The 22,542-nt window shown below is 68.6% G+C and carries 21 protein-coding genes; 9 read left to right on the top strand and 12 right to left on the bottom strand.

What is annotated here, in order from left to right; genetic code table 11:
- The first annotated feature begins 80 nt into the window (after positions 1–80).
- The gene (gene arcA / locus ON33_RS24650) at positions 81–1,310 is read left to right on the top strand and encodes an arginine deiminase (RefSeq protein WP_051152746.1); all 1,230 of its coding nucleotides are present in this window, start codon (positions 81–83) and stop codon (positions 1,308–1,310) included.
- A 7-nt stretch (positions 1,311–1,317) separates the two neighbouring features.
- Positions 1,318–1,686, top strand: coding sequence for a GntR family transcriptional regulator (locus tag ON33_RS24645; protein WP_040861451.1), 369 nt, complete (start codon positions 1,318–1,320; stop codon positions 1,684–1,686).
- Between the two features lie 7 nt (positions 1,687–1,693).
- Here ON33_RS24645 and ON33_RS24640 read toward each other — a convergent pair whose 3' ends face one another.
- A complete protein-coding gene (locus tag ON33_RS24640) occupies positions 1,694–3,301 on the bottom strand; it encodes a dolichyl-phosphate-mannose--protein mannosyltransferase (RefSeq protein WP_373281059.1) in 1,608 nt (535 codons plus the stop codon).
- Between the two features lie 148 nt (positions 3,302–3,449).
- On the opposite strand from ON33_RS24640, the gene rsmI reads away from it, so the two are divergent.
- The 3 genes from rsmI (at position 3,450) to ON33_RS24625 (ending at position 5,926) form a co-directional block, all read left to right on the top strand.
- On the top strand, positions 3,450–4,304 hold the full coding sequence (rsmI, locus tag ON33_RS24635) for a 16S rRNA (cytidine(1402)-2'-O)-methyltransferase (protein WP_040861450.1): 855 nt from the start codon (positions 3,450–3,452) through the stop codon (positions 4,302–4,304).
- A gap of 117 nt (positions 4,305–4,421) precedes the next feature.
- Positions 4,422–5,663, top strand: a complete 1,242-nt coding sequence (locus ON33_RS24630) for a cytochrome P450 family protein (protein WP_040861519.1) — start codon at positions 4,422–4,424, stop codon at positions 5,661–5,663.
- A gap of 59 nt (positions 5,664–5,722) precedes the next feature.
- Positions 5,723–5,926, top strand: coding sequence for a hypothetical protein (locus tag ON33_RS24625; protein WP_040861449.1), 204 nt, complete (start codon positions 5,723–5,725; stop codon positions 5,924–5,926).
- On the opposite strand, the gene ON33_RS24620 is transcribed toward ON33_RS24625, so the two are convergent.
- The 9 genes from ON33_RS24620 to ON33_RS24580 all read right to left on the bottom strand — a co-directional run bounded on the left by ON33_RS24620 (position 5,872) and on the right by ON33_RS24580 (position 16,346).
- Complete coding sequence (locus ON33_RS24620; RefSeq protein ID WP_040861518.1) at positions 5,872–8,025, bottom strand: MMPL family transporter; 2,154 nt, start codon at positions 8,023–8,025, stop codon at positions 5,872–5,874. The genes ON33_RS24625 and ON33_RS24620 overlap by 55 nt on opposite strands.
- A 149-nt stretch (positions 8,026–8,174) precedes the next feature.
- Positions 8,175–9,359 (bottom strand): hypothetical protein, encoded by a 1,185-nt coding sequence (locus tag ON33_RS24615; protein WP_040861448.1) that lies wholly within the window; start codon positions 9,357–9,359, stop codon positions 8,175–8,177.
- Positions 9,360–9,371: 12 nt separating this feature from the next.
- Positions 9,372–10,412 (bottom strand): NAD-dependent epimerase/dehydratase family protein, encoded by a 1,041-nt coding sequence (locus ON33_RS24610; RefSeq protein ID WP_174391566.1) that lies wholly within the window; start codon positions 10,410–10,412, stop codon positions 9,372–9,374.
- Positions 10,409–10,678, bottom strand: coding sequence for a hypothetical protein (locus ON33_RS42545; RefSeq protein WP_040861516.1), 270 nt, complete (start codon positions 10,676–10,678; stop codon positions 10,409–10,411). The genes ON33_RS24610 and ON33_RS42545 overlap by 4 nt, the downstream gene beginning before the upstream one ends.
- Positions 10,675–12,495, bottom strand: a complete 1,821-nt coding sequence (locus tag ON33_RS39115) for a fatty acid CoA ligase family protein (RefSeq protein WP_040861447.1) — start codon at positions 12,493–12,495, stop codon at positions 10,675–10,677. The genes ON33_RS42545 and ON33_RS39115 overlap by 4 nt, the downstream gene beginning before the upstream one ends.
- Entirely contained in the window at positions 12,492–13,403 is a 912-nt protein-coding gene (locus ON33_RS24595) for a beta-ketoacyl-[acyl-carrier-protein] synthase family protein (RefSeq protein WP_040861446.1), read from the bottom strand. Before ON33_RS24595 ends, ON33_RS39115 begins: the two co-directional genes overlap by 4 nt.
- A gap of 9 nt (positions 13,404–13,412) precedes the next feature.
- Positions 13,413–14,465: a 3-oxoacyl-ACP synthase III family protein gene (locus ON33_RS24590; RefSeq protein WP_040861445.1), complete on the bottom strand. Its 1,053-nt coding sequence runs from the start codon at positions 14,463–14,465 to the stop codon at positions 13,413–13,415.
- A 418-nt stretch (positions 14,466–14,883) separates the two neighbouring features.
- A complete protein-coding gene (locus ON33_RS24585) occupies positions 14,884–15,576 on the bottom strand; it encodes a TetR/AcrR family transcriptional regulator (protein WP_051152745.1) in 693 nt (230 codons plus the stop codon).
- A 101-nt stretch (positions 15,577–15,677) separates the two neighbouring features.
- Positions 15,678–16,346 (bottom strand): TetR/AcrR family transcriptional regulator, encoded by a 669-nt coding sequence (locus tag ON33_RS24580; protein WP_051152744.1) that lies wholly within the window; start codon positions 16,344–16,346, stop codon positions 15,678–15,680.
- Positions 16,347–16,477: 131 nt separating this feature from the next.
- Here ON33_RS24580 and ON33_RS24575 point away from each other — a divergent pair, with 131 nt between their 5' ends.
- Both ON33_RS24575 and ON33_RS24570 read left to right on the top strand, forming a co-directional pair.
- Complete coding sequence (locus ON33_RS24575; protein WP_157184707.1) at positions 16,478–17,284, top strand: helix-turn-helix domain-containing protein; 807 nt, start codon at positions 16,478–16,480, stop codon at positions 17,282–17,284.
- A gap of 26 nt (positions 17,285–17,310) precedes the next feature.
- Entirely contained in the window at positions 17,311–18,132 is an 822-nt protein-coding gene (locus tag ON33_RS24570; protein ID WP_040861443.1) for an MmyB family transcriptional regulator, read from the top strand.
- Between the two features lie 203 nt (positions 18,133–18,335).
- Here the strand turns inward: ON33_RS24570 and metG are convergent, their stop codons facing one another.
- Entirely contained in the window at positions 18,336–19,892 is a 1,557-nt protein-coding gene (metG, locus tag ON33_RS24565) for a methionine--tRNA ligase (protein WP_040861442.1), read from the bottom strand.
- Positions 19,893–19,980: 88 nt separating this feature from the next.
- Between metG and ON33_RS24560 the strand changes: the two genes are divergently transcribed.
- The gene (locus ON33_RS24560; RefSeq protein WP_040861441.1) at positions 19,981–20,808 is read left to right on the top strand and encodes a TatD family hydrolase; all 828 of its coding nucleotides are present in this window, start codon (positions 19,981–19,983) and stop codon (positions 20,806–20,808) included.
- Positions 20,809–21,129: 321 nt separating this feature from the next.
- Positions 21,130–22,257: a resuscitation-promoting factor gene (locus ON33_RS24555; RefSeq protein ID WP_040861513.1), complete on the top strand. Its 1,128-nt coding sequence runs from the start codon at positions 21,130–21,132 to the stop codon at positions 22,255–22,257.
- A gap of 16 nt (positions 22,258–22,273) precedes the next feature.
- Here the strand turns inward: ON33_RS24555 and ON33_RS42340 are convergent, their stop codons facing one another.
- Positions 22,274–22,414, bottom strand: a complete 141-nt coding sequence (locus tag ON33_RS42340; protein ID WP_169336840.1) for a hypothetical protein — start codon at positions 22,412–22,414, stop codon at positions 22,274–22,276.
- Positions 22,415–22,542: the final 128 nt, after the last annotated feature.

Here is a 22,542-nt window from a genome sequence, read left to right as displayed (position 1 = left end):
TCCGGTTTCCCGGTGCGACTCGAGGTTTTCCCAGGTGCGAATTGCATGCCATCCGTGCCGCGGGGAACTACCGTCGTGTCATGGGAACAGAGGCCGCACCCACGGCGCGACCGTTTTCCGTGACCTCGGAGGTCGGCACCCTGCGCACGGTGCTGTTACACCGCCCGGGCGACGAGCTGCGCCGGCTCACCCCGCGTAATAACGATCAGTTGTTGTTCGACGCCATTCCCTGGGTGGAGCGCGCCCAGCAGGAGCACGACATCTTCGCGGACGTGCTGCGCGGGCGCGGGGTGGAGGTGCTGCTGCTGGCCGACATGCTGGCCGAGACCATCCAGGTCAGCGGGGCCGCTCGGATCCAGGGCATCTCGGGCGCGGTGAACGCGCGGCGGCTCGGGCACGTGCTCGCCGACGAGCTGGCCGCCCATCTGCGCGGGGTGCCGGCGTCGGAGCTGGCGCAGATCCTCATGTCCGGCATGACATTCGACGAGCTGCCTTTCGGCGCGGACGCCACCTCGCTGGTGCGGCGCATGCACCACGGGCACGACTTCGTCATCGACCCGCTGCCCAATCTGCTGTTCACCCGCGATTCCTCGTTCTGGGTCGGGCCGCGGGTGGCGATCACCTCGCTGGCGCTGCCGGCCCGCGCCCGCGAAACCTCGCTCACCGACCTGATTTACGCCTTCCACCCCCGCTTCCTGGGCGTGCGGCGGGCCTACGAATCGCATACCGCGCCCATCGAGGGCGGGGACGTACTGCTGCTGGCCCCGGGTGTGGTGGCGGTCGGGGTGGGGGAGCGTACCTCGGCCGCGGGTGCTGAAGCCTTGGCGCGCAGCCTGTTCGAGGACGATCTGGCACACACCGTGCTCGTGGTTCCGATCGCCCAGACCCGCGCCACCATGCACCTCGACACCGTCTGCACCATGGTGGACGTCGACGCGGTGGTGATGTACCCGGCCATCCAGGATGAGCTGCGCGCCTTCACCATTCGCAAGGAGGAGGGGCACGGGGTCAGCATCTCCGGCCCGGATCCCTTCCTGCGGGTGGCGGCCGAGGCCATGGGCATCGGCAAGCTGCGGGTGGTCGACACCGGTCTCGACGGCGTCACCGCCGAACGGGAGCAGTGGGACGACGGCAACAACACCCTCGCCCTGGCCCCCGGTGTGGTGGTGGCCTACGAACGCAACGAGAACACCAATGCGCGGCTCGAAGACGCCGGAATCGAGGTGCTGCGCATCCCAGGCTCCGAGCTGGGTTCCGGCCGTGGCGGTCCGCGCTGCCTGTCCTGCCCGTTGTCGCGTGACGAGGTGTGATGAACCCATGCTGGACATCCCGGTCGACCACCACTCGACGGTCCCGCCCTACGAGCAGCTGCGCCAGGGCATCATCGCGCGGGTGCGCTCCGGTGAACTGGCCGCCGGGACCAAGATCCCCACGGTCCGGGCGCTGGCGGCGACGCTGAAGCTGGCCCCGAACACGGTGGCGCGCGCCTACCGTGAGCTGGAGCAGGACGGCGTCCTCGAAACCCGCGGCCGGCTGGGCTCCTTCATCGCCTCCTCCGGCGACCCCACCCGCGATCTGGCGGGCCGCGCGGCGACCGAATACGTCGCGGTGATCAGGCGGCTGGGCCTCGACGACGTGGCCGCGGTCCGCTACCTGCACGCGGCGCTCGGCGAAACCGCGATCTGACGAGGGTTCAGCGCCAGCTCGGCAGCCAGAGGTGGTCGTGCCAGTTGCCCGGGGTGATGGGCATGGCGGTCAGGATGGGCCACAGCCAGATGAAATTGGCGATGACCAGGGCCAGGTAGAGGCTGACCAGCAACAGACCCAAGCCTTGTCGCTCACTGAGCGGTGTGAAGTGTTGCCAGCCAGGCGCTCCCGACAGCCGCCGGCCGATGGGCGGGGCATGGCCGAGGATGTCGCCGAGCGCCAGCGCCACGCCCATGACCAGGAACGGGGCGAGCGGCACCGCGTAGAAGTAGTACATCTGCCGGTCGAGGTCCAGGAACCAGGGCAGGATGCCCGCGCCGTAGCCGACCAGGACGGCCGCGTAGCGCCAGTCGCGGCGGACCGCGCTGCGCCACAACGCCCAGGCCAGCATGGGGAAGGCCACCCACCACAGCGCCGGGGTGCCGATCGCCATCACGGCCTTCACGCAGGCGGGCTGGCCGCAGTCGGTCACATTGGTGTCGGCGTAGTAGTAGAGCATCGGCCGCAGTCCCATGGGCCAGGTCCACGGCTTGGATTCCCAGGGATGGTGATTGCCCGCGGAATTGGTGAGCTGCTGGTGGAAGGTGAGCACCTCGCCGCCGTAGTACCAGAGCCCGCGCAGCGCGCTCGGCACCCAGGAGAAGTCGCCGCCGCGCCCGACCTTCACCCCGACCGCGTACCGGTCGTAGCTGGTCTCGTTGGCGAACCAGCCCCAGAAGGAGGCCAGGTAGACGAACACCGGGATGACCGCGAGCGCGTACACGGTGGGCCCGAGGTCCCGCCGGGCGACGCCGGACCAGGGCCGCTTCACTCGGTAGCCGCGGCGGGCCGAGAGATCGAAGGCCAGCGACAGCGCGACGAATCCGATGATCCAGTACGCGCCGGACCATTTGGTGCCGCAGGCCAACCCGAGCAGGACACCGGCGCCGAAGCGCCACCAGCGCACCCCGAACCGAGGTCCGTATTCGCTGTCGTCGATGCGTCCCTGGGCGGCGACCAGCGCGATGCGGGCCCGGATGTCGTCGCGGTCCACCACCAGGCAGCCGAAAGCCGCTGTCACGAACAGGGCTTGGAAGATGTCGAGCATGCCGATGCGGGAGGACACGAAGGTGAGTCCGTCGCAGATGATGAGGATGCCCGCGAACGCTCCGATCAGCGTGGACCGGGTCATACGCCGCACGATGCGGATCACCAGCAGGACGATCAGCGTTCCGGAGACGGCCGCGGCAAACCGCCAGCCCCACGGCGAGTATCCGAAGATGGCCTCGCCCAGCGCGATCATCTGCTTGCCGACCGGCGGGTGCACCACCAGTCCGTAGCCCGGGTTGTCCTCCACGCCGCCGCCGGTGAGCACCTGCCAGCCCTGCGGCGCGTAATGCTTCTCGTCGAAGACGGGCGTGTGCAGATCGGTCGGATAGTTGAGGAGCACGAACCGGGTGATCGCGGCGATCGCCGTGAGGAACAGCGTGACCACCCACCCCCGAGCCCAATCCGTGGGCCCGAAATCGGGTGAGGGCACCAGCGGAGCCGGACTCGACAGCGCCGCCGTCTCAGCCCCCACCGCTGCCGGTCGCGCGTCGGTCACCTGGGTCACGTGGTCGATCGTAAGCGGTCCCCGCCCCCGAGTCCCGCCGCGGTGAGGATGGAGGCGCGTGGTGCCGGTCGACGGCCGCGCGGTGCCGGGGACGCGCATCGATAGAGTCGGGGGCGAGTTGGCGGACCCTTCGAGGAGTAGGAGCACCATGAGCGCGGAGCCGAGTGCCGGCGGACGGCTGGTCTTGGCGGCCACTCCCATGGGCGATATCGGGGACGCCTCGCAGCGGCTGCGGGACGCGTTGGCGACCGCCGAGGTGGTGGCCGCCGAGGACACACGGCGCACCCGGTCGCTGGCGAAGGCCCTGGATATCGAGATCACCGGCCGGGTGGTGAGCTTCTACGACCACGTGGAGACCGCGCGGATCCCGATGCTGCTGGAGGAGATCGAATCCGGCCGCACCGTACTGCTGGTCACCGATGCCGGGATGCCCTCGGTGAGCGATCCGGGCTATCGGATGGTGGCGGCGTGTGTGGAGCGCGGCCTGCCGATCACCTGCCTGCCGGGCCCGTCCGCGGTGACCACCGCGCTCGCGCTGTCCGGTCTGCCGGTCGAGCGGTTCTGCTTCGACGGCTTCCCGCCCCGGAAGCCGGGTCAGCGTAAGGAATGGCTGCGTACCCTCACCTCGGAGGCGCGGGCGGTCGTGTTCTTCGAGGCCCCGCACCGGCTGGCCGACTGTCTCGCCGACGCGGTCGAGGTGCTCGGCCCGGACCGGCGCGCCGCGGTGTGCCGGGAACTCACCAAGACCTATGAGGAGGTCGTGCGCGGCACCCTGGCCGAGCTGGCCGCCTGGGCGGTCGAGGGCGCGCGCGGGGAGATCACGGTGGTTCTCGAAGGCGCGCAACCGGTTTCCGCCGAACCCGCCGACCTGGTCGGCCAGGTGGAGGCGCTGATCGGTTCCGGGCTGCGGCTCAAGGACGCCTGCGCTGAAGTCTCCGCGGCCACGGGGGCCTCACGACGCGAACTGTATGACGCCGTGCTCGCCGCGCGGGCCTCGGAATAGTCGCTCGGGTTCCTGCAGCCGGTGCCGGAGTCGATTTGTGCACTGGGAGTGTATGCACCGGACAGGGCGGTCGATGCCGGGTTCCGGCCGGCCCGGCCGCTGTTAGAGTGCCCGATCATGGTGCACGAGAATGCTGTCCCGGCAGTCGATTTGGCGATCGAGCCCTTCGTGCTGACCGACGACTTCTACCAGCACCCGCATGCCGCGTACGACGTGTTGCGTGAGCGTGGACCGGCGCATTTCGTGCGTTTCCCGGACGGCGGCACCGGCTGGCTGATCACCGGCTACGAGGAAGCCAAGGCGGCCTTCCTGGATCCCGCCATCAGCAAGGCGCTCAAGTCCGAGGGCGCGCGGGCGGCCCTGGCGGGCGACGGCGCGGGCGCCCAGGCCGGCGCCATGTTCGGCGACATGATGCTCTTCTACGATCCGCCGGAGCACACCCGCCTGCGCACCCTGGTGAACCGGGCCTTCAGCAGCCGCGCCGTGCGCGAATTGGCCCCGCGCATCACCGAATTGGCCGACGGTCTGCTGGCCGACCTGGCCGCTGAGGCAGCCGCCGATCAGGATCTGCTGGACCGCTACGCCTTCCCGCTCCCCATGCTGGTGATCTGCGAACTGCTGGGCGTGCCGAACCAGGACCGCGACGACTTCCGCGCCTGGTCCACCACATTGGTCTCCAATGACGAGCCCGCCGAGGCCCGTGGAGCCGCGGTGCACAAGTTCCTGGCCTACATCGATCAGCTCATCCGCACCAAGCACGACGATCCATCCGATGACCTGCTGTCCGAACTCATCTCGGTCAGCGAGGACGGCGACCGGCTCTCGCACCGCGAGCTGATCAGCATGGTGTTCCTGTTGCTGGTCGCGGGTTTCGAGACCACGGTCAACCTCATCTCGAACGGGGTCGCGATCCTGCTGACGGACAAGGACGCCCGCGCCACGCTGGACGAAAGTCCGGACCGGGTACCGGATTTCGTGGAGGAGGTGCTGCGCTTCGAGTCGCCCGCGAGCGAGGGCACCTTCCGCTACACCACCGCCCCGGTCGTCCTGGGCGGCGTCGAAATCCCAGCCGGGCAGCGCATTCTGGTGTCCATGGCCGCCGCCGACCGCGACCCGGCCCGCTTCACCGATCCGCACCGCGTGGACCTCGACCGCGCCGACCGGAATCATCTCGCCTTCGGCTACGGCATCCACCGCTGTGTCGGTGCGCCGCTGGCCCGCATGGAGGGCGGCATCGCGCTGACCCGGCTGCTGGCGACCTACCCGAACCTGGAAATGGCCGCCGATGCCGAATTGTCCTGGCGCACCTCGCTGATCGTGCGCGGCCTCACCAATTTGCCGGTGCGGCTTCGCCCCTGAGCCGGGCGTGCTCAGGGCGTGACGGCGGCCGGCCGGTATTCGGGCACGAGCGCCCTGGTGTGCCCGGCCTCGACGGCCGCGCCCACGCGATCGGTGGACTCGAGGACCGCCACCAGCACATCGGCGTGGGCGGCAGCTGCACCCTGGTGCGCCGGCTCATCGGCCTACAGCCGCTACAGCTCCGGCCCGCGCTGCTGCCCGGCCGGACTCACCTGGTCAAGGCGGCCGTGCTGGGTCCCGCGCTGGTCGAGTTCTTCGGCTGATCCCTGGTCCGTTTTCCCGGGGCCCACCAGTTGGCGGGCCCCATCAGCTTGACCAGGGCCGGCACCAGCAGCATGCGCACCAGGGTGGCGTCGATGATCAGGGCGATCACCATGCCCAACCCGAGGAAGCGCATGGGGGTGAGCGGCGAGAGTGTGAACGCGCCGGTGATGAGCACGAGCAGTGTTGCGGCGGCGGTGATCACGCGGGCGGTCTGCACGGTGCCCACCCGCACCGATTCCTCGGTGTCCGCGCCCGCGTCGTGCGCTTCCACCATGCGGGACAGCAGGAACACCTCGTAGTCGGTGGAGAGTCCGAAGACCACGGCGATGATCAGGACCATCATGCCCGCCGACAGCGGCCCGACGCTGATGTGCAGTACGCCCGAGAGATGCCCCTGATCGAAGATCCAGGTCAGCACGCCGAAGGTGGCCGTGAGACTCAGGAACGCCATCAGGACGGCCTTGAGCGGCAGCACGATCGATCGGAAGGCCAGGGCGAGCATGAGCAGGGTGACCGCCACCATGACGACGATCATGAGCGGCAGCCGGTCCAGGACGGCCGTGATGCTGTCGACGGTGGTGGCGCTCTCGCCGCCGACCCGCAGCTCCAGCCCGTCCAGGCGCAGGTCCCGTAGGTCACGCACCACGTCCTGCGCCTTGGGCGAGCGGTCCGGCGCGGCCAGCGCGGCGTGGATGACGGTGGTGTTGTCGCGGGTGTCGAGGGTCATCGCCTGCCGCACGCCGGGTACGCCGCTGATCTCCCGCAACGCCAGGCTGACCGCGGCCGGAGTCGGTGCGCTGCCGTCGGTTTCGCGTACCAGGATGGTGGCGCCGCTGTTCGCGGCCGGGAAGTGCGCGGTCAATTCCTCGACGGCGAACCGGGTTTCATTGCCGGCGGGCAGTGCCGTGTGGTCGACGTCGCCGAGGCGGACGCCGCTCAGCGGCGCGGCCAGCACCAGCAGGATCGCGCCCACCGCGATGGCGACCGCGCCCGGCCGCCGCATGACCGCGGTGACGACCCGGCCCCAGAATCGTTGCGCCCGTTCCTCGGAACGCTCGTAGGCGTCGGCTCGCCAGCTCCACTTGGCGATGCGGGGACCGAGCAGCGCCAGGATCGCGGGCAGCGCCGTCACCGAGAGGGCGGCGGCCAGCCCGACCGCCGCGATGGCGCCGATGCCCAGCGAGCGCAGCACGGCCAGCGGGAAGACGAATGTGCCCGCGAACGCGCACATGAGCAGCAGCGCCGAGAACAGCACGGTGCGCCCGGCGGTGCCGAGGGTGCGGATCACCGCCTCCTCCACGGTGCGCCCCTGCCCGAGTTCCTCCCTGAACCGGCCGACGATGAAAAGCCCGTAGTCGATGGCCAATCCGAGTCCGAGCAGCGACACCACGTTCATGGCGAACACGCTGACCTCGGTGATCCGCGCCATCAGCCCGACCGCGCCGAGCGCGCCCACCACGGCCAGGGTGCCGATCAGCACCGGCAGCGAGGCCGCCACCACGCCGCCGAACACCAGCACCAGCACGATGGCGGTCAGCGGGATGGAAATGGACTCGGCCAGCACCAGATCGTGGCGGGACTGCGCGCTGATGGTGTCGGCGAGCGCGCTGTAGCCGGTCAGCTTGGTGTCGAGTCCCGGAACCCGCAGGGCGGCAGCGATTTTCGGATACTCGGCGACACGCTGATCGTCGTTGCCGGCGGAGAAGACGACGGCCACCGCCTGTCGCCCGTCCGAGGACCGCAGATACTGCGATCGCGGGCTGTTCCAGTAGCTTTCGATCGGCCGGTCCAGCAGCCCGGGATCGATCTTCCCGATCGCCTCGGTCACCCGCGGCCCGATATCGGCCAGTGACCGCCCCTCGGGCGCGGTGTAGATCGCGATGACGTCGGGGTTCTGCGGTCCCAGTCGCTCGGTGACCCACGCGTCGACCGTGGTGGATTCGCCGCGCGGCGTGACGAATCCGGCCGAGCTGACCCGCTGCTGCAGTCCCGCCGCGAAGAGGCCGAGACCCAGCGCGAGCAGGACCGCCACCGCCAATACGGTTTTCGGCCGCGCCACCACCATCCGCGCCCAGGCGGCGACCAGGCCGCCCGGCATGCCGGTACCGGACTGCCCGGCCGCTGCCGCGGACTCCTTGGCCCCGGCCGCGGACTCCTCGGCGGAATTGTCGATGGCGGTCATGGGGCACTCCGATTCTTGTGTGCGAGTGGACTACTGCCGCGGCCGGGCTCGGGTCGAGCGGAGGGTCAGCGGGCCGAGTCCGAATTCATCGGCGTCAGTTCACTTTCCAGCGTGCGGACGATGCGATCCAGCAGCGCGTCCAGCCGCTCCGGGATACCGCGTCCGCTGCGCGCGGAGACGGTGAGTTCGGTGCGGCCGCCGCATTCGGTCATGCCGATGAGCAGCGGCATGGCGACGCTGTGCTGCGGCATGACCTTGATGGCGGTGGGCGTGAATCCGGGGACCGCGAGCGCGTCGAGGTCGTAGCGGCCCATGTGGGAGACGGTGGCGGAGGCCAGGTTCCGGCCGGTGCGTGCGCCGAGCAGGTTCAGCGTGCGCAGCAGCCCGCGGCCCGCCGCCTGCGGCAGATACTTCAGGCCGCCGTTGTCCATCTGGTTGAGCTCGCGGTTCTCCTTCAGCCCCGCGCGCTTGATCTCGTTGAGCTGCTGCCAGTCCACGCCCGGCCGCACGTCCAGGAACAGCGGCAGCGCGAGGTTCGCGGTGGACCGCAGTTCCGGGTCGTGGCGGCGGATGTCGACCGGGATCATGATGCGCGAGATCGGCCCGCCCTCCTCGGCGAGTAGCGCCGCCACCCGCATCAGCGCGCCCGGCCCGGTCGCGTGAATGGTGCGGGTGCGCAACAGATGCCGGTGCGCGCCGGGATCCTGCCGTCCGTGCCCGACCGCCGAGCGGAAGCGCGGCAGCATGAGCGTGGGCCGTCCCGGCGCCCCGACCTTGCGGACCAGTTCGGCGTCGGCGATCGGATCGGGCGCGCCGACGGGTTCCTCGCCGCGCAGCACCCGCAGCACGTCGGTGGCCCACATGACCATGCCCATGCCGTCCATGACGCCGTGGAAGACCCGGAACACCAGGGTGGTCGGCTCGGCCGTGAGCAGCAGCACCTCGACGGTGGCATCCGGAGTCGGCCCGATCGGGCTGGTCAACACCGGATCCGCCTCCAGCGCCGGGTATTCCAGCGCGTGGTCGACCACCCGCACGCTCGGCGCGACGCCGCTGTCCACCCACTGTTTGCCGTCGCGCACCAGCCGCGCGCCCGGGTTGGCGGCGGCCGCGGTGGCGACCGCGCGCCGCAACTCCTCCGGGTCGATGCTGCCCTGGCCCTCCACCACCAGCTGCATCAGAAACGGCGGGGCCAGGTCCCGCATGGGGAAGTAGATGAGTTCGGTGGGGGAGATGGGACGGCGAAACATGTGCCTACCTGCCTAGATCTTCTCGGTCAATGCCAGGACGCCGCCCTGGGTTTCGAGCCAGGCCAGGAACCCGGCCAGCCCGGTGTCGCGGTCTACCACCGGCGTATAGCCGAAATCCCTTGCGGCAGCGGATGTGTCGTAGGTGGCGGTGCGGGTCATCAGGGCCACCACATACCGCGACAGCGGCGGCGACCACCGGGTGGCGACAAACGGTACGCGCCAAACGGTTTCGATGGCGGCCACGACCGCGTTCAACACCCGGGGGTTCGGCTGCCGGGTCGGCTTCGGGTATCCGAGGCCGGTGGCCACCTCGCCGAGGAAGCCCCAGACATCGGTCTGCTCGGCGTCGGCGATGAAATACGGTTTGCCGCCGACCTGGTCGGAGCGGGCGGCCAGCACGCACGCCTCGGCGATGTTCTCCACATGGCACAGCGAGGCCAGCACCTGCTTGCCGTAGGACAGATCCGGCAGCGTGCCCTCCGCTGCCCGGCCCAGCAGCCGCACGATGGGCCCGGACCGGTCGCCCGCACCCCAGATGGCGCGCGGCCGCAGCGCGCAGGTGGTGAATTCCGCTGTGTTCGAGGCGAGTACGAGGCGTTCGGCCGCTGCCTTGGTCTCGGAGTACAGGTTCAGATAGTGGCTCGGGTACGGCACCGATTCGTCGATGTCCACCTGATCGCCGCCGTCGCGGTCCATGAGCGCGCTGGGGCTGGAGATGAACACGAAGCGGGAGGCGCCATTGCGTTCGGCCGCCCGCAGCAGATTGCCGGTGGCCGTGACGTTCTCGGCCACGAACTGAGCCCGGGTACCGCGATCGTCGACCCGCGCGGCGCTGTGGAACACCACGTCCACGCCCTTGGTGGCGCGTTCGAGCGAGACCTGATCGGTGAGATCGCCGGTGATGATCTCGACCTGGTCGATCACCTCGTACAGGTCGCGCAGGTTGCTGGTGGGCCGGGCCAGGATGGCCACCTCGAAGCCGCCGTCGCGGAGCAGGCGGCGCACCAGCGCCCCGCCCAGGAATCCGGACGCCCCGGTTACCAGTGCCTTCACGCCGCCTCCTGTGTTTTCCACCAGGTGATTCCGAAGATCTGGGTCATGGCCGCCGTCTTCACCGGCGAGTGCCCGGTGCCGGCGGTGGCCTTCAAAGCGGCCGGTATCTGGGCCGCGTGCACCACGATGCTGAGGAACGCGTCGATCCAGAACACCGCGCGCAGCAGCCGATTGGCGGGCGCGCGATCGCCCGCCGCCAGTAGTAGGCCGAGGACCAGGTAGGCCCAGCCCAGTACCGGAATCGCCCGCAGTGCAAGCACCTTCATCGTCCGTCGTCCTTTCCGAGCCGCTCCGCCGCCCAGACCGCGAGCTGTTCGCGGCCGATCTTGGCATTGTGTCGGATGTCGACCGGGAACTTCGGATGGAACAGGAAGGTGGAAACCGGTGCGGTGACTTCGAATTCGGTGGCGCGCTGCCGCAGCTGGGCCGCCAGCGTCGTGGTGTCGATGCCGGGCGCGGCCTCCACACAGAGCACCGGGACCTGCGCGCCGCGCGCGCCCACGCCGACCAGCGCGGTGCGGACCACCCCGGGCAGCGTGTTGAAAACCTGCTCCACCTGCACGGAGAACATGGGTCCGGCCGCGGTGTGCACGCGCTGACTCTTGCGGCCGCAGAACCAGATCCGGCCCTCGCCGTCGATCCAGGCCAGGTCGCCGGTGCGATGCCACACCGTGTCGTCCTCGTGGATCTTGCCCGCCAGATTCGCCGACTCCGGCCAGTAGTACCGGGCGCTCACGTTCGGTCCCGACACCACCAGCTCGCCGATGCCGCGGGTCGCGACCAGTTCGGATTCGCGGGCCTCGGCCTGCGCCCAGGTCGGGATGGGATCGTCGGTGATGGCCACCAGTCGCGCCCGCACACCCTCGGCGGGCCGCCCGACGCAGGTGCCGTCGCCCAGGTGGGCGCGCTCCACCAGACCGCCCAGCAGTTCCCGGGACTCGATGGTGGACATGGGCAGCGCCTCGGTGGAGCCGTAACCGGCGTACACCTCGGCGTCCTCGGACAGCACCTGCCGCAGCCCGGCGATGCACCAGTCCGGGACCGGCGCGCCGCCGGAGTAGATGCTGTGCAGGGTCGGCACCGGGGTCCTGTGCTGCTCCAAATGCCGCAGCAGCGGAATCAGCACGGCCGGCGAGGCGAACATGGTCTTGACGCCGAACCGGTTGAGCGCGTCGACCACGTGCGCCGGATCGGTGGAGCCGACCTTGCTGGGCACCAACGGCGGTAGCACGCACCGCGATCCGAGCAGTATGTCGAGAATGCCCACCAGCGGCAGCGTGATCAGCGACGTGCCCGGTTCCACCCGGCCGCGCGCGGCGTGCACCTGCTCGACCATGGCGCTGAGATTGCCGTGCGTCATCTCCACGGCCTTGGCGGGCCCGGTGCTGCCGGTGGTGTAGGCGATGAGCAGCACCTCGTCCGCCGGCGCGGGCACGCGCTCGCGCAGGGTGAAGGCGTCGAACGGGGCCCGGTGCTCGCCGGCGGTCCGCTTCTCGGCGAGGGCGGCCAGCAGTTCCTCCAGTCGCGCTGCGACTTTCGCGCTGACCGGACCGGCCTGGCCGTCGGTGCGGAACCGGTTGCCGAGCCGGCCCGCGGTCACCGGCGCACCCCAGCCGCGCAGCGTCGGGCCGCCCCAGAACCAGCGCGGGCCGACGGTGAGCGCCACCCGCACGTTCCGGAAGTACTTGCCGAACAGCACCCGCGCGGCGTGCGCCTGCGGAATGCCGATGAAGGCCTCGGCATCGGCGGCGCGCAGGCAGTTGAGCATCTTGCGCAGGCCCATGCCCGGGTCGATGACCACCGGGATGGCCCCGATCTTCAACAGCCCCAGCATGATCGCGTACAGCTCCGGGCTGGGCAGCACCAGCACGATGGTGCGGGTGCCGCGGCCCACTCCCTCGGCGGCCAGGTGCAGTCCGATGGTGTCGGACCACTCGTCGAGCTCACGGTAGGTGAGGTGGCGATAGTCCGGGAGGCCGGAGGCGGTCTTCCCCGCGGGGTAGATCACCGCCTCGCGGTCCGGATCGGCGGCCACCACCGCTCGGAAGCGGTCGATGGCCTGCCAATAGGTCGCGGTGGTCACGCCGCGGCTCCGGCGAGGGCCGGGAGCCGGTACACGACCGCGGCGGCCGAGGGACCCGCGCCCGCCGCCACGAACAGCACATCCCGGTATCCGGCCAGCGAATCCGCTTGGGCGGCCGCGTGATACGCCAGGGTGAGAGCGGCGGTGTGCGGGTCGCCGTCGGTCAGGTCGGGCGTGAACACCGCCTCGGGGGCGATGCCGAGTTCGGCGGCCAGGCGGGCCGGGAAGTCGGCGCTCGGGGTGGCGGCGATGAGGGCCGTGGCGGTCTCGTCGATCTCGCTGTCCGCCAGCGCGGCGCGCGCGGCGTCGGCGGCGACGGCCAGCAGCCGGTCCAGGTAGCCGGGTTCGCGCTCGACCGTCATGATGCCGCGGCCGCGGTCGCCCATGGTCTCGGTGTCCACGAAGGACTCCAGGCCCGGGGTGCCCGCGGCGGCGCGGGTGTGCACCCGGCCGAAGCCCTCGGGCTCGCCGGTCTGCTCCAGCAGCAGTGCCGCACCCGCGGTGGCGTAGGGGAATTCGTCGTCGGCCGCGGAGCGCTGCAGTGACGGGTGGGTGTCACCCGACACCACCAGCACGTGCTCGGCACTGCCGGTGGCCAGGACCGCCTGCGCCACCTGCACGGCGTTGAGCACGCCGGTACCGGCGTTCATCAGGTCGAAGGAGAACGACCGCGGGTCCTCCTTCACGTAGTCCAGTCCGATGCCCGCGGCCTTCTGGATGAGGGCCGACACGGCCGGCTCGACGGTATTGCTGTCGCGGAAGATACCCGCGTTGATCATGACCCCGACCTGCCCGGGCTCGACGCCCGCGCTCTCCATGGCCCGCCGCGCGGCCCGGCCGCTCAGCTCCACGATGCTGAAAGTGTCGGTGTCCCGGCTGATTCCGGTGGACTTGATGCGCACACCCATGGCAGTACCTCAGACCTTCAGCGACGAGATGGTGGTGGACAGGAACCCGCCGACGACGCCGGAGGCCGCCGGAATCATCAGGATCTTCGACCCGGCCGCCAGGTTCTGCTGGCTGAGCTGATCGTGCAGCACGATGAAATGGGAAGTACTGGAGGTGTTTCCGTACTTCTCGATGACATTGAGATCCGGCGGCATGGGGTGGCCGAACTCGCGCTCGGCGATCGCGTTCATGAACGGGATCGCGGCCGCGCCGAACTGGTGGTGGATGATGTAGTCGAAACCCTCGTCGGCGAAGGTGATTCCGTTCGCCTCCATGAAGTTGCGCTGGGTGTCGGTCCACAGCAGGAACCGCGCCTCGTTGTGCATCTTCCGGTTGTCGGTGTAGAGCGCCACGCCGTTCGACTTGTCGCTGGGCATGCCCAGGCACAGGTGCGAGAACTCCGAGGCGGTGGTCAGCTCGATGTAGTGGATCTTGTCGTTGTCGTCGACGGCCTCGTCCAGCACCACGCAGGCGCCGGAATCGCCGACGGTCAGTGACGCGAATTGCAGATCGTATTTACTGGCAATCTCGTTGACGGCAGTTTCGGCGATCGGCGTAATGGCCTCGCCGCTGACTACGATGCCGCGTTTCACCGCACCGCTGCGAATCATGCGGTCGAGAATGTAGACGCCACTCATCATGCCCGCGCAGGCATTCGAGAGATCGAAGGCGATGACGTCCTCGCGGGCCCCGATGGCACGGCCGATCGCGCCGGCGAAGGACGGCTCCATGTACATCTTGGTGCCCTCCTTACTGCGCGTGATGGAAGTCGAGATGATGATGTCGAGATCGCCTGCGGCATAGGATGACCTGGACAGACAGTCCTGGACGGCCTTCATGGCCAGGGCGAAGGAGTCCTCGAGCGTCTCCGGGCGGGTGTCGCGGAAACGGCGTTCCTTGACGCCCGTGATTCGTTCGAGATCGAACTCCGGGACCTCCTTCAATTGCGAAAGCAGTTCGGCTGTAGTGACACGCTTCTCGGGCAGATAAGCGCCGATGGACTCGAATCGAGATTGCGGCACAGGGGACTCCTGGAACTGGGAGGCTGAAACCTCGTGGAAGAGAGTGAAATGTGTGATCGTCAAGCTCGGATGAACTGAGGCTACCCGAGGGTAACTAGCTTGGGGAACTGAAGCGTTCCGTGTAACTGTCTGAGACGAAACGTGAACGCGCGCTTAGTGTTACGTATGGTGCCGCAAAATTTCCGCACCCAGCCTGCCCGCGCGCGGCCTGGCTGAAGTGGGGGTACGCCGATGGCCGGGCGCTGTGGTCACCGTTCGGCAACCGACCGTTATGTGTCATCGGTATGGCCCGAGGATGACGAACCGAGCTGCTCGCTGTGAGTGAGTTCACCCGGCCGCGTCACACCCGCGGGCACCGGCGGCCCTGATTCGAAAACTGTCTGAGCGACAGTGGATTTCGCGCCGTGGACGCGGCGATTCAGGTCCGCGCGGGCAGGCCCAGTACCGCGATCACGAATTCCACGAACAGCGGCGCCAATTCCGGCACCCGGTGCGCGCCCTCGGCCACGATGACCCGGCGGGTGCGTTCGCCGATGGCGTCCGGAATCAGGGCGAACAGCTCGTCGGCGATGACCGGCAGGCTCGGATCGGTCGCGCGCGCCTGAGCGTAGAAGACCCGGTACAGATCCGCGAACCGATCCACCGACAGATCCCGCAGCGCCACCGACTCCTGATCCACCTTGAACGCCTCGACCAGCATCAGTCGCGCGAAATCCGGTTCGGAGGCCACGGTTTCGCAGAAGGTGACCACGATGGATTCGATGCGCTCGTACGCGCCGGCGTCGGTGGGCAGCTGTGCCAGCTCGTCGGCGATCCGGGTCGCGAGGATGTCGGACGCGGTGCGCACCGCTTCGATGAAGCAGTGCTCCTTGTTGCCGAAGTGCTCGTAGAAGGTGCTGCGCGAGACCCGGGCGCGCGCCACGATATCGGTGAGCGTGGTGGCGTGGTAGCCCCTGGCCTCCACGCACTCCACCATGGCCTCGAGCAGCCGGCCGCGCTGTGAGGTGAGGACGGCTTCGCGGGCGGCGCGATGCCGTTCGTCGAAATTGGTGCGTTGCAACGTGGTCCCGTGGGGCGCGCCAGCCGTCGTGTGGACCTGCCTGTCGCGCATCCGTTCCCTCTCTCACTGAATCGCGTTCGCTTCAGATGTTTATTATCGGTGGACCTTCGGAACATGGGCGTACCGGGATTGCGGGCGGGTGACCTCAGTCGCTACGCCCGCGGCAGCCGCAGGACCGCGAAGGCGAAGGCGCACAGATCCGGAATCCGTTGCGGCAGTAGGGCGATCTGCCCGCGTTCGATCATCCGCCGGGTGCGCTCCGCGATGGCGTCGACGATCAGGGCCGGCTGCCCGTCGCTCACCTCCGGCATATCCGCGGACTCGGCCCGCGCCCGCAGATGGAAGTCCCGACACAGCGCGGTGAACATGTCCAGCGAGGCATCGTGCCGCTCCACCGCCGCGCCGCCCGCCTTGAACGCCTCCACCAGCACCAGTCGCGCCAACTGCGGCTCGGCCACGACCACCTCGCAGTAGGTGGTCAGTGAATTGGTCACCAGCGCCCGCGCATCCGGATGCCGCAGCCTCGCCATCTCCTGGGAGATCCGGGTGTGCAGCAGACCGGCTCCCGCCTCCACCGCCGCGACGAAGCACTCCTCCTTATCGGTGAAGTGCTCGTAGAACGTGCTCCGCGACACCCGGGCCCGGCCCACGATGTCGGTCAGCGTCGTCCCCCTGTACCCCTTGACCTCGACGCATTCGCTCATCCCCGCGAGCAGCCGCCCGCGCTGCGAGATCAACAGCGCGTCCCGCGCCGCCCGATGCCGATCGGAGTGCCCGTTCCCGCGCGGCGACAGGTTGTTCCTCGGGTCGATGGGCTGCATATGCACATCGTTGCATTGTGACTGCACTTCAAGCCATCCGCCCGGGTCGTCCGGGTCCGGCGTCGCCGCGCCGCGCGCCCGTCCGTAGGCTGACCGCAGTCCCGTGAACAGCGGGAAGATAGGCGGGTCAGGTGGTCAGGGCGTTCGATCTGATTCCCGAACAACCATTGGTCGGGATGTATATGCGGTATCGGCGCGAGGTGCTGGGCATCACCCAGGAGGAAGCCGCCCGGCGCATGTTCATCAGCGTCTCGCTGTACCGGAAGCTGGAGAACGGCGAGCGCGCGCTCTCGGCCGAACGGGTCGAGGAGTGGTGCGCGGCCATGGACGCGCCGATGTGGCTGCTGGAGAAGATGATCTCGCTGGCCATGCCGAAGGTGTCCACCTTCGCACGCGGCATCTGGCCGCCCGCTCTCCGCCAGGAGGACCTCGACCATCTCAACGCGCTGCCTTATCCGGCGTACTTCCACCGGTTTCCCGAGTACGAGGTGCTCGCCGCCAATCAGGCCGCCGGTGGGGCCTTTCCGTGGCTGTCGCCAGCGAGCGCGGATGCCGCGCGTCCGGTGAACGTCATCGAGCAGTTCATGACCGTGCCCGAGGCCCGCGAACTGCTGGTCAACTGGGACACCATCGTCCATCGGCTGGTCTTCGGTTTGCGGGTCCTCTCGCCCGGGATCGTCGCCCCCGAGCGGCTCGCCCAGATCGTCGAAACCTGCAGCGTGAATCCGGAATTCGAGCGCATGTGGAACACGCCCATGGACGAGGAGGTGTTCAACGACTCGCTGGTCCTGGTCCGCGATCCCGCGACCGGTGGGCTCGTGAGCCTTACGATGCGCTCGTACAACGCCTTTCACCCGCAGAACTGCTCGTACCAGCTGTTCATGCTCACGCCGCGCGCACCCGGCACCCCGACCGTCGATCCCTACGCGACCGTCTGACCCGCGTCCCCCTGGAGGTAGACACTGTGGTGCTCGATGCGATCGAGACCATCCCCGAACAGCCTCTGCTCGGCATGTTCATGCGCTATCGGCGCGAGCAGCTCGGACTGACCCAGGACGAGGTCGCGCGGCGGATGTTCGTGAGCCTGTCGCTCTACCGGAAGCTCGAGACGGGCGATCGGCCCATGTCCCCGGATCGGCTGGCGGACTGGTCGCGGGCCATGCAGGCCCCGGTCTGGCTGCTGCGCAAGATGGGCTCGCTGGCGCTGCCGATGCCGTCCGCCGTGGAGGCCGGGGTGTGGCCGCCGGCGCTGCGCGCGGAGGACCTCGAGCATCTGGAGGCGCTGCCGTTCCCGGCCTTCTATCACCGGACCCCTGAATACGAGATCCTCGCGGCGAATCAGGCCGCGCGCGAAGCCTTTCCGTGGCTGATGCCCAGCGACCCGGATTCCGGCCGCCCGGCGAACGTCATCGAGCGGATGATGACCGAGCCGATCGCGCGGGAGGTGCTGATCAACTGGGAGCTGATCGTGCACCGGCTGCTGTTCATCCTGCGGGTGAACGCGCCCGGCACGGTGGCGCCGGAGCGGCTGGCCCAGATACTCGACACCTGCCGGGTGAACCCGGACTTCGAGCGCTTCTGGACCACCGATCTGAGCGAAGCGGAATTCAATGATTCACTGGTGCTGGTCCGGAATCCGGAATCCGGCGAGCAGATGGCGCTGACCATGCGTTCCTACAATGCCTGGCATCCCGACAACTGCCCGTACCAGTTGTTCATGCTGACGCCGCGCGCCGACCCGACTCCGAGCGTGGGTACCCCAATTCGTGCCACCTCACCGGGTTGACCCGGACAGGCGCCGGGCCGGATGCTTGATCGGCGAGATCAGCCGCTGCCCGATCCGATGCACGATTCGGACCGGGCAGTTCGTGTGTTCACGCGCCATGTTCCCGTTCCGGCGGCGGTGGAGTTCGGAGGGGAATCTCTACCCGGCGTGCGCGGGTACGACTCGGTGGCCGCCCGCCGCAGGGCGGGCGGCACCGGATCCGGCTACTTCGGCTCGACGTACTTCGGGAAGACCACGGCCGGTTCCGGCAGGGTGGCACCCGGCCGCAGCGGGGTGGCGATGTCCGCGAAGGCGCGGTCGGTGACGCCGAGCAGGTCCAGGATCTTGCCGGCCGAGCCGGGGATGACCGGCTGGACCAGGATCGAGACGATGCGCAGCACCTCCATGGTCACGTAGAGGATGGTGCCCTCGCGGGCGGTGTCCTCCGGGGTGCCGGCCTTGGCCAGGGTCCAGGGCGCCTGGGCGGAGAAGTAGCGGTTGGTCTCACCGAGGGTGAGCCACAGCTGCTCCAGGCCCAGATGGATCTGCTGCTGGTCGAATTCGGCCCGGACCTTCTCCAACAGGCCGTTGGCGCGTTCCAGCAGGGCGCGGTCGTCCTCGGTGTACTCGCCCGGAGTGGGGACCACGCCGCCGAAGTCGCGGGCCACCATCTTCAAGCAGCGCTGGGCCAGGTTGCCGTACTCGTTGGCCAGATCGGCATTGATGCGGTTGACGATGGCCTCGTGGCTGTAGGAGCCGTCCTGGCCGTAGGAGATCTCGCGCAGCAGGAAGAAGCGCACGGCATCCAGGCCGAAGGTGTCGACCAGGTCCATCGGATCGACCACATTGCCGACCGACTTGGACATCTTCTCGCCCTTGTAGTTGACGAAGCCGTGCACGAAAACCCGCTTGGGGAGCTCGATTCCGGCGCTCATCAGGAAGGCGGGCCAGTACACGGTGTGGAACCGCGAGATGTCCTTGCCGATGATGTGCAGGTCCGCGGGCCAATACCGCTGGAACGACGCCGAATCGGTGTCGGGGAAGCCCGCGCCGGTCAGGTAGTTGGTGAGCGCGTCCACCCACACGTACATGACGTGCTCGGGATGACCCGGCACCGGCACACCCCAGTCGAAGGTGGTACGGGAGATCGACAGATCCTTCAGCCCGGCCTTCACGTACGAGACGATCTCGTTGCGACGGGTCGCGGGCGCGATGAATTCCGGCGTGGACTCGTACAGTTCGAGCAGCTTGTCCTGGTAATTGGACAGGCGGAAGAAGTAGTTCGACTCCTCGGTCCACTCCACCGGGGTCTTGGTGTCGGTGGAGACGCGGGTGCCGTCCTCGAGGAGGGTGGTCTCCTCCTCGGTGTAGAAGGCCTCGTCGCGCACCGAGTACCAGCCGGCGTAGGTGTCGAGGTAGATGTCCCCGGCCTCGACCATGCGCTCCCAGATCGCGACCGACGCGGCGAGGTGGTCCTCGTCGGTGGTGCGGATGAAGCGGTCGAAGGAGATGTCGAGCGCCTTGTCCATGCGCTCGAACACATCGGAGTTGCGCGAGGCGTACTCCTGCTCGGCGAGACCGGCGGCCTTGGCGGCCTGCTGCACCTTCTGGCCGTGCTCGTCGGTGCCGGTCATGTAGAACACATCGAAGCCGTCCAGCCGTTTGAAGCGGGCCAGGGCATCGGACGAGATGTACTCGTAGGCGTGCCCGATGTGCGGGGCGCCGTTCGGGTACGCGATGGCCGTGGTGATGTAAAAGGCGGGGCGATCGGATGCGCTCATGGTGTGTCTACTCTATCTGCGTGTCCTTCGTCGCTCGCGTGAATATCCCCGTGGCAGCCGCCGCTCGTCGTTCTTCCGGGGGCCGGGCATGACCGGTCGCCGACCTGCACCCGAGCCGCCCGCGCCGCTGTCGCCGCTCATCGACGCGCACACCCACATCGACGCCTGCGGGGCCACCGATCCGGAATCGGTTGCGGCCCTGGTGGACCGGGCTCGCGCGGTGGGCGTGCGGGAGCTGGTGACGGTCGCCGACGATCTGGAGGCCGCGCGCTTCGCGGTCCGCGCCGCGCACTGGGACGACCGCGTGTACGCGGCGGTCGCGCTGCACCCGACGCGCGCCAACCACCTCGACGACGCCGCCAAGGCCGAGCTCGAGCAACTGGCCGCGGACCCGCGCGTGGTCGCGGTAGGGGAGACCGGGCTGGATTACTACTGGCCGGGCAAGCTGGACGGCTGCGCGGAGATCGAGGATCAGGTCGAGGGCTTCCGCTGGCACATCGACCTGGCCAAGCGGCTGGGCAAGCCGCTCATGATCCACAACCGGGAGGCCGATCACGACCTGCTGGCGGTGCTGCTGGACGAGGGCGCGCCGGAAAGCGTGATCTTCCACTGCTTCTCCTCCGACGCGAACATGGCGATGGCCTGCGTGGAGGAGGGGTACGTGCTGAGTTTCTCGGGCACGGTCAGTTTCAAGAATGCGCACGAATTGCGTGAGGCGGCGAAACTCGTTCCGGACGAACTGATTCTGGTGGAAACCGACGCGCCTTTCCTGACCCCGCACCCGTTCCGTGGCGCGCCGAACGAGTCGTACATGCTGCCCTACACCCTGCGCGCGCTGGCGGAACTGCGCGAACAGGATCCGGTGCAGCTGGCCAAGATCACCACGGCGAACGCCCGGCGCGTCTACGGAATCTGAGCGGCTGACCCGTCTTCGGGACTTCGGCGCCCGGCTCGGGTGCCGTCGCTGTACTGCGCGCGTGTCGGAGGTCTGGGATGGACCTATTTCGGGCGTACCCGGGGAGTTGCCTTCGGCGCTGCGAAATCAGTTGTCGCTGTCAGGAATCGGCCACCTGATCTTGGTTCGTCGTATGTGTCGCAGCTCACTGTGGTCGAGTGTGATCGTGATTTACCTGCGGTTCGATATCGGGTCGTGATATTCGTACTAGCAGTTCCCCCGGGGGTGGTTGTCAATCCCTGACCCCCTCGTTATCGTACTGTGACCATGCCGGGATTTCCGATGCACGCATTGACGAAGATCAACTCGTCGCGTTCCCCGATGCTGTACGGGGCTGTCGCGGCGATGCTCGTCACGCTCATCTTCGGTGCCGGCGTGGCCATCATGAGCAAGAAGCAGGTCACCTTCGTCATCGACGGCAAGCAGTTCGTCGAGACCACCATGCGCGGGGACGTCCGCGGCGCGCTCAAGGACGCCGGGTACGCGCTCACCAAGCGCGACGACGTATCCCCTTCCGCCGGAGCGCAAATCGCCGACGGCTCCACCATCACGCTGAACCGGGCCCGCGAGGTGTCGCTCATCGTCGACGGCACCCCCTCCAAGGCCTGGACCACCGCGCTCACCGTGGCCGAGGCCGTGAGCAAGCTCAACCTGCCGGGCGACGTCTTCACCTCGCCCGCGCGCCCGACCCCGCTGCCCCTCGAGGGCGCGCAGCTGCTCATCACCAATCCGCGCACGGTCGAACTCAGCGACAATGGCGCGCCCGCCTCGCTGGTGCGGCTCGCTGCCCCGACCATCGGCGAGCTGCTGCAGGTCCAGGGCCGCCCGCTGATCAATCAGGATTCGGTGGAACCGGTCGCGAGCACCCCGCTCACCGACGGCATGAAGATCACCGTCACCCGCAAGATCGTGGAGAACCGCACCGAGCGGGTGCCGCTGGATCCGCCGGAGAACATCATCGAGGACCAGACGCTCAATATGAGCCGCACGATCGTCGAGAATCCGGGCGTACCCGGTACGCAGGACGTGACTTTCGCGGTCTCCATCGTGAACGGCCATGAGGCGGGCAAGGATCCGATCAAGTCCACCGTGATCGTGCCCGCTCAGCCCAAGACCGTCCGCAAGGGCGCCAAGCCCGGCACCGAGGTCCCGGAGGTGCAGAACGGCAATACCTGGGACGCCCTGGCCAAATGCGAATCCGGTGGCAACTGGGCCATCAATACCGGCAACGGCTTCTTCGGCGGCATCCAGTTCGACCAGAACACCTGGGAGCGCCAGGGCGGCACCCGCTACGCCCCGCGCGCCGACCTCGCGACCCGTGAGGAACAGATCGCCATCGCCGAGGTGACGCGCGCCCGTCAGGGCTGGGGCGCGTGGCCGGCCTGCACCTCGCGGCTCGGCATCGGCTAGCGGGGCCTGTCCCTCCCTAGAAGGGCTGTCCCGACAACGTGGACAGCAGTTGCAACGGCATGCTGAGGAACATCAATCCGACGTAGAGCGGATAGCGGATCGGATCGCCGTTGAGGTAGCCCTCGGCCAGCCAGCTCATCAGGTCTGCGGAACCCATGTCTCTCCCTTGCGGTCGCGGTCACTGCCACCAGGCATGTCGGTCCAGCGAATCCCACTGTTACCGAACGGAAGTATTCGCCGGATCAGTGGGAGAGCGGTCGAGCCCGCCTCGGCCGCCGGGCCGGC

It is taken from the genome of Nocardia niigatensis NBRC 100131, assembly GCF_000308655.1.
Classification (GTDB): Bacteria; Actinomycetota; Actinomycetes; order Mycobacteriales; family Mycobacteriaceae; genus Nocardia; species Nocardia niigatensis.
This window is presented reverse-complemented; position numbering and strand designations above follow the sequence as displayed.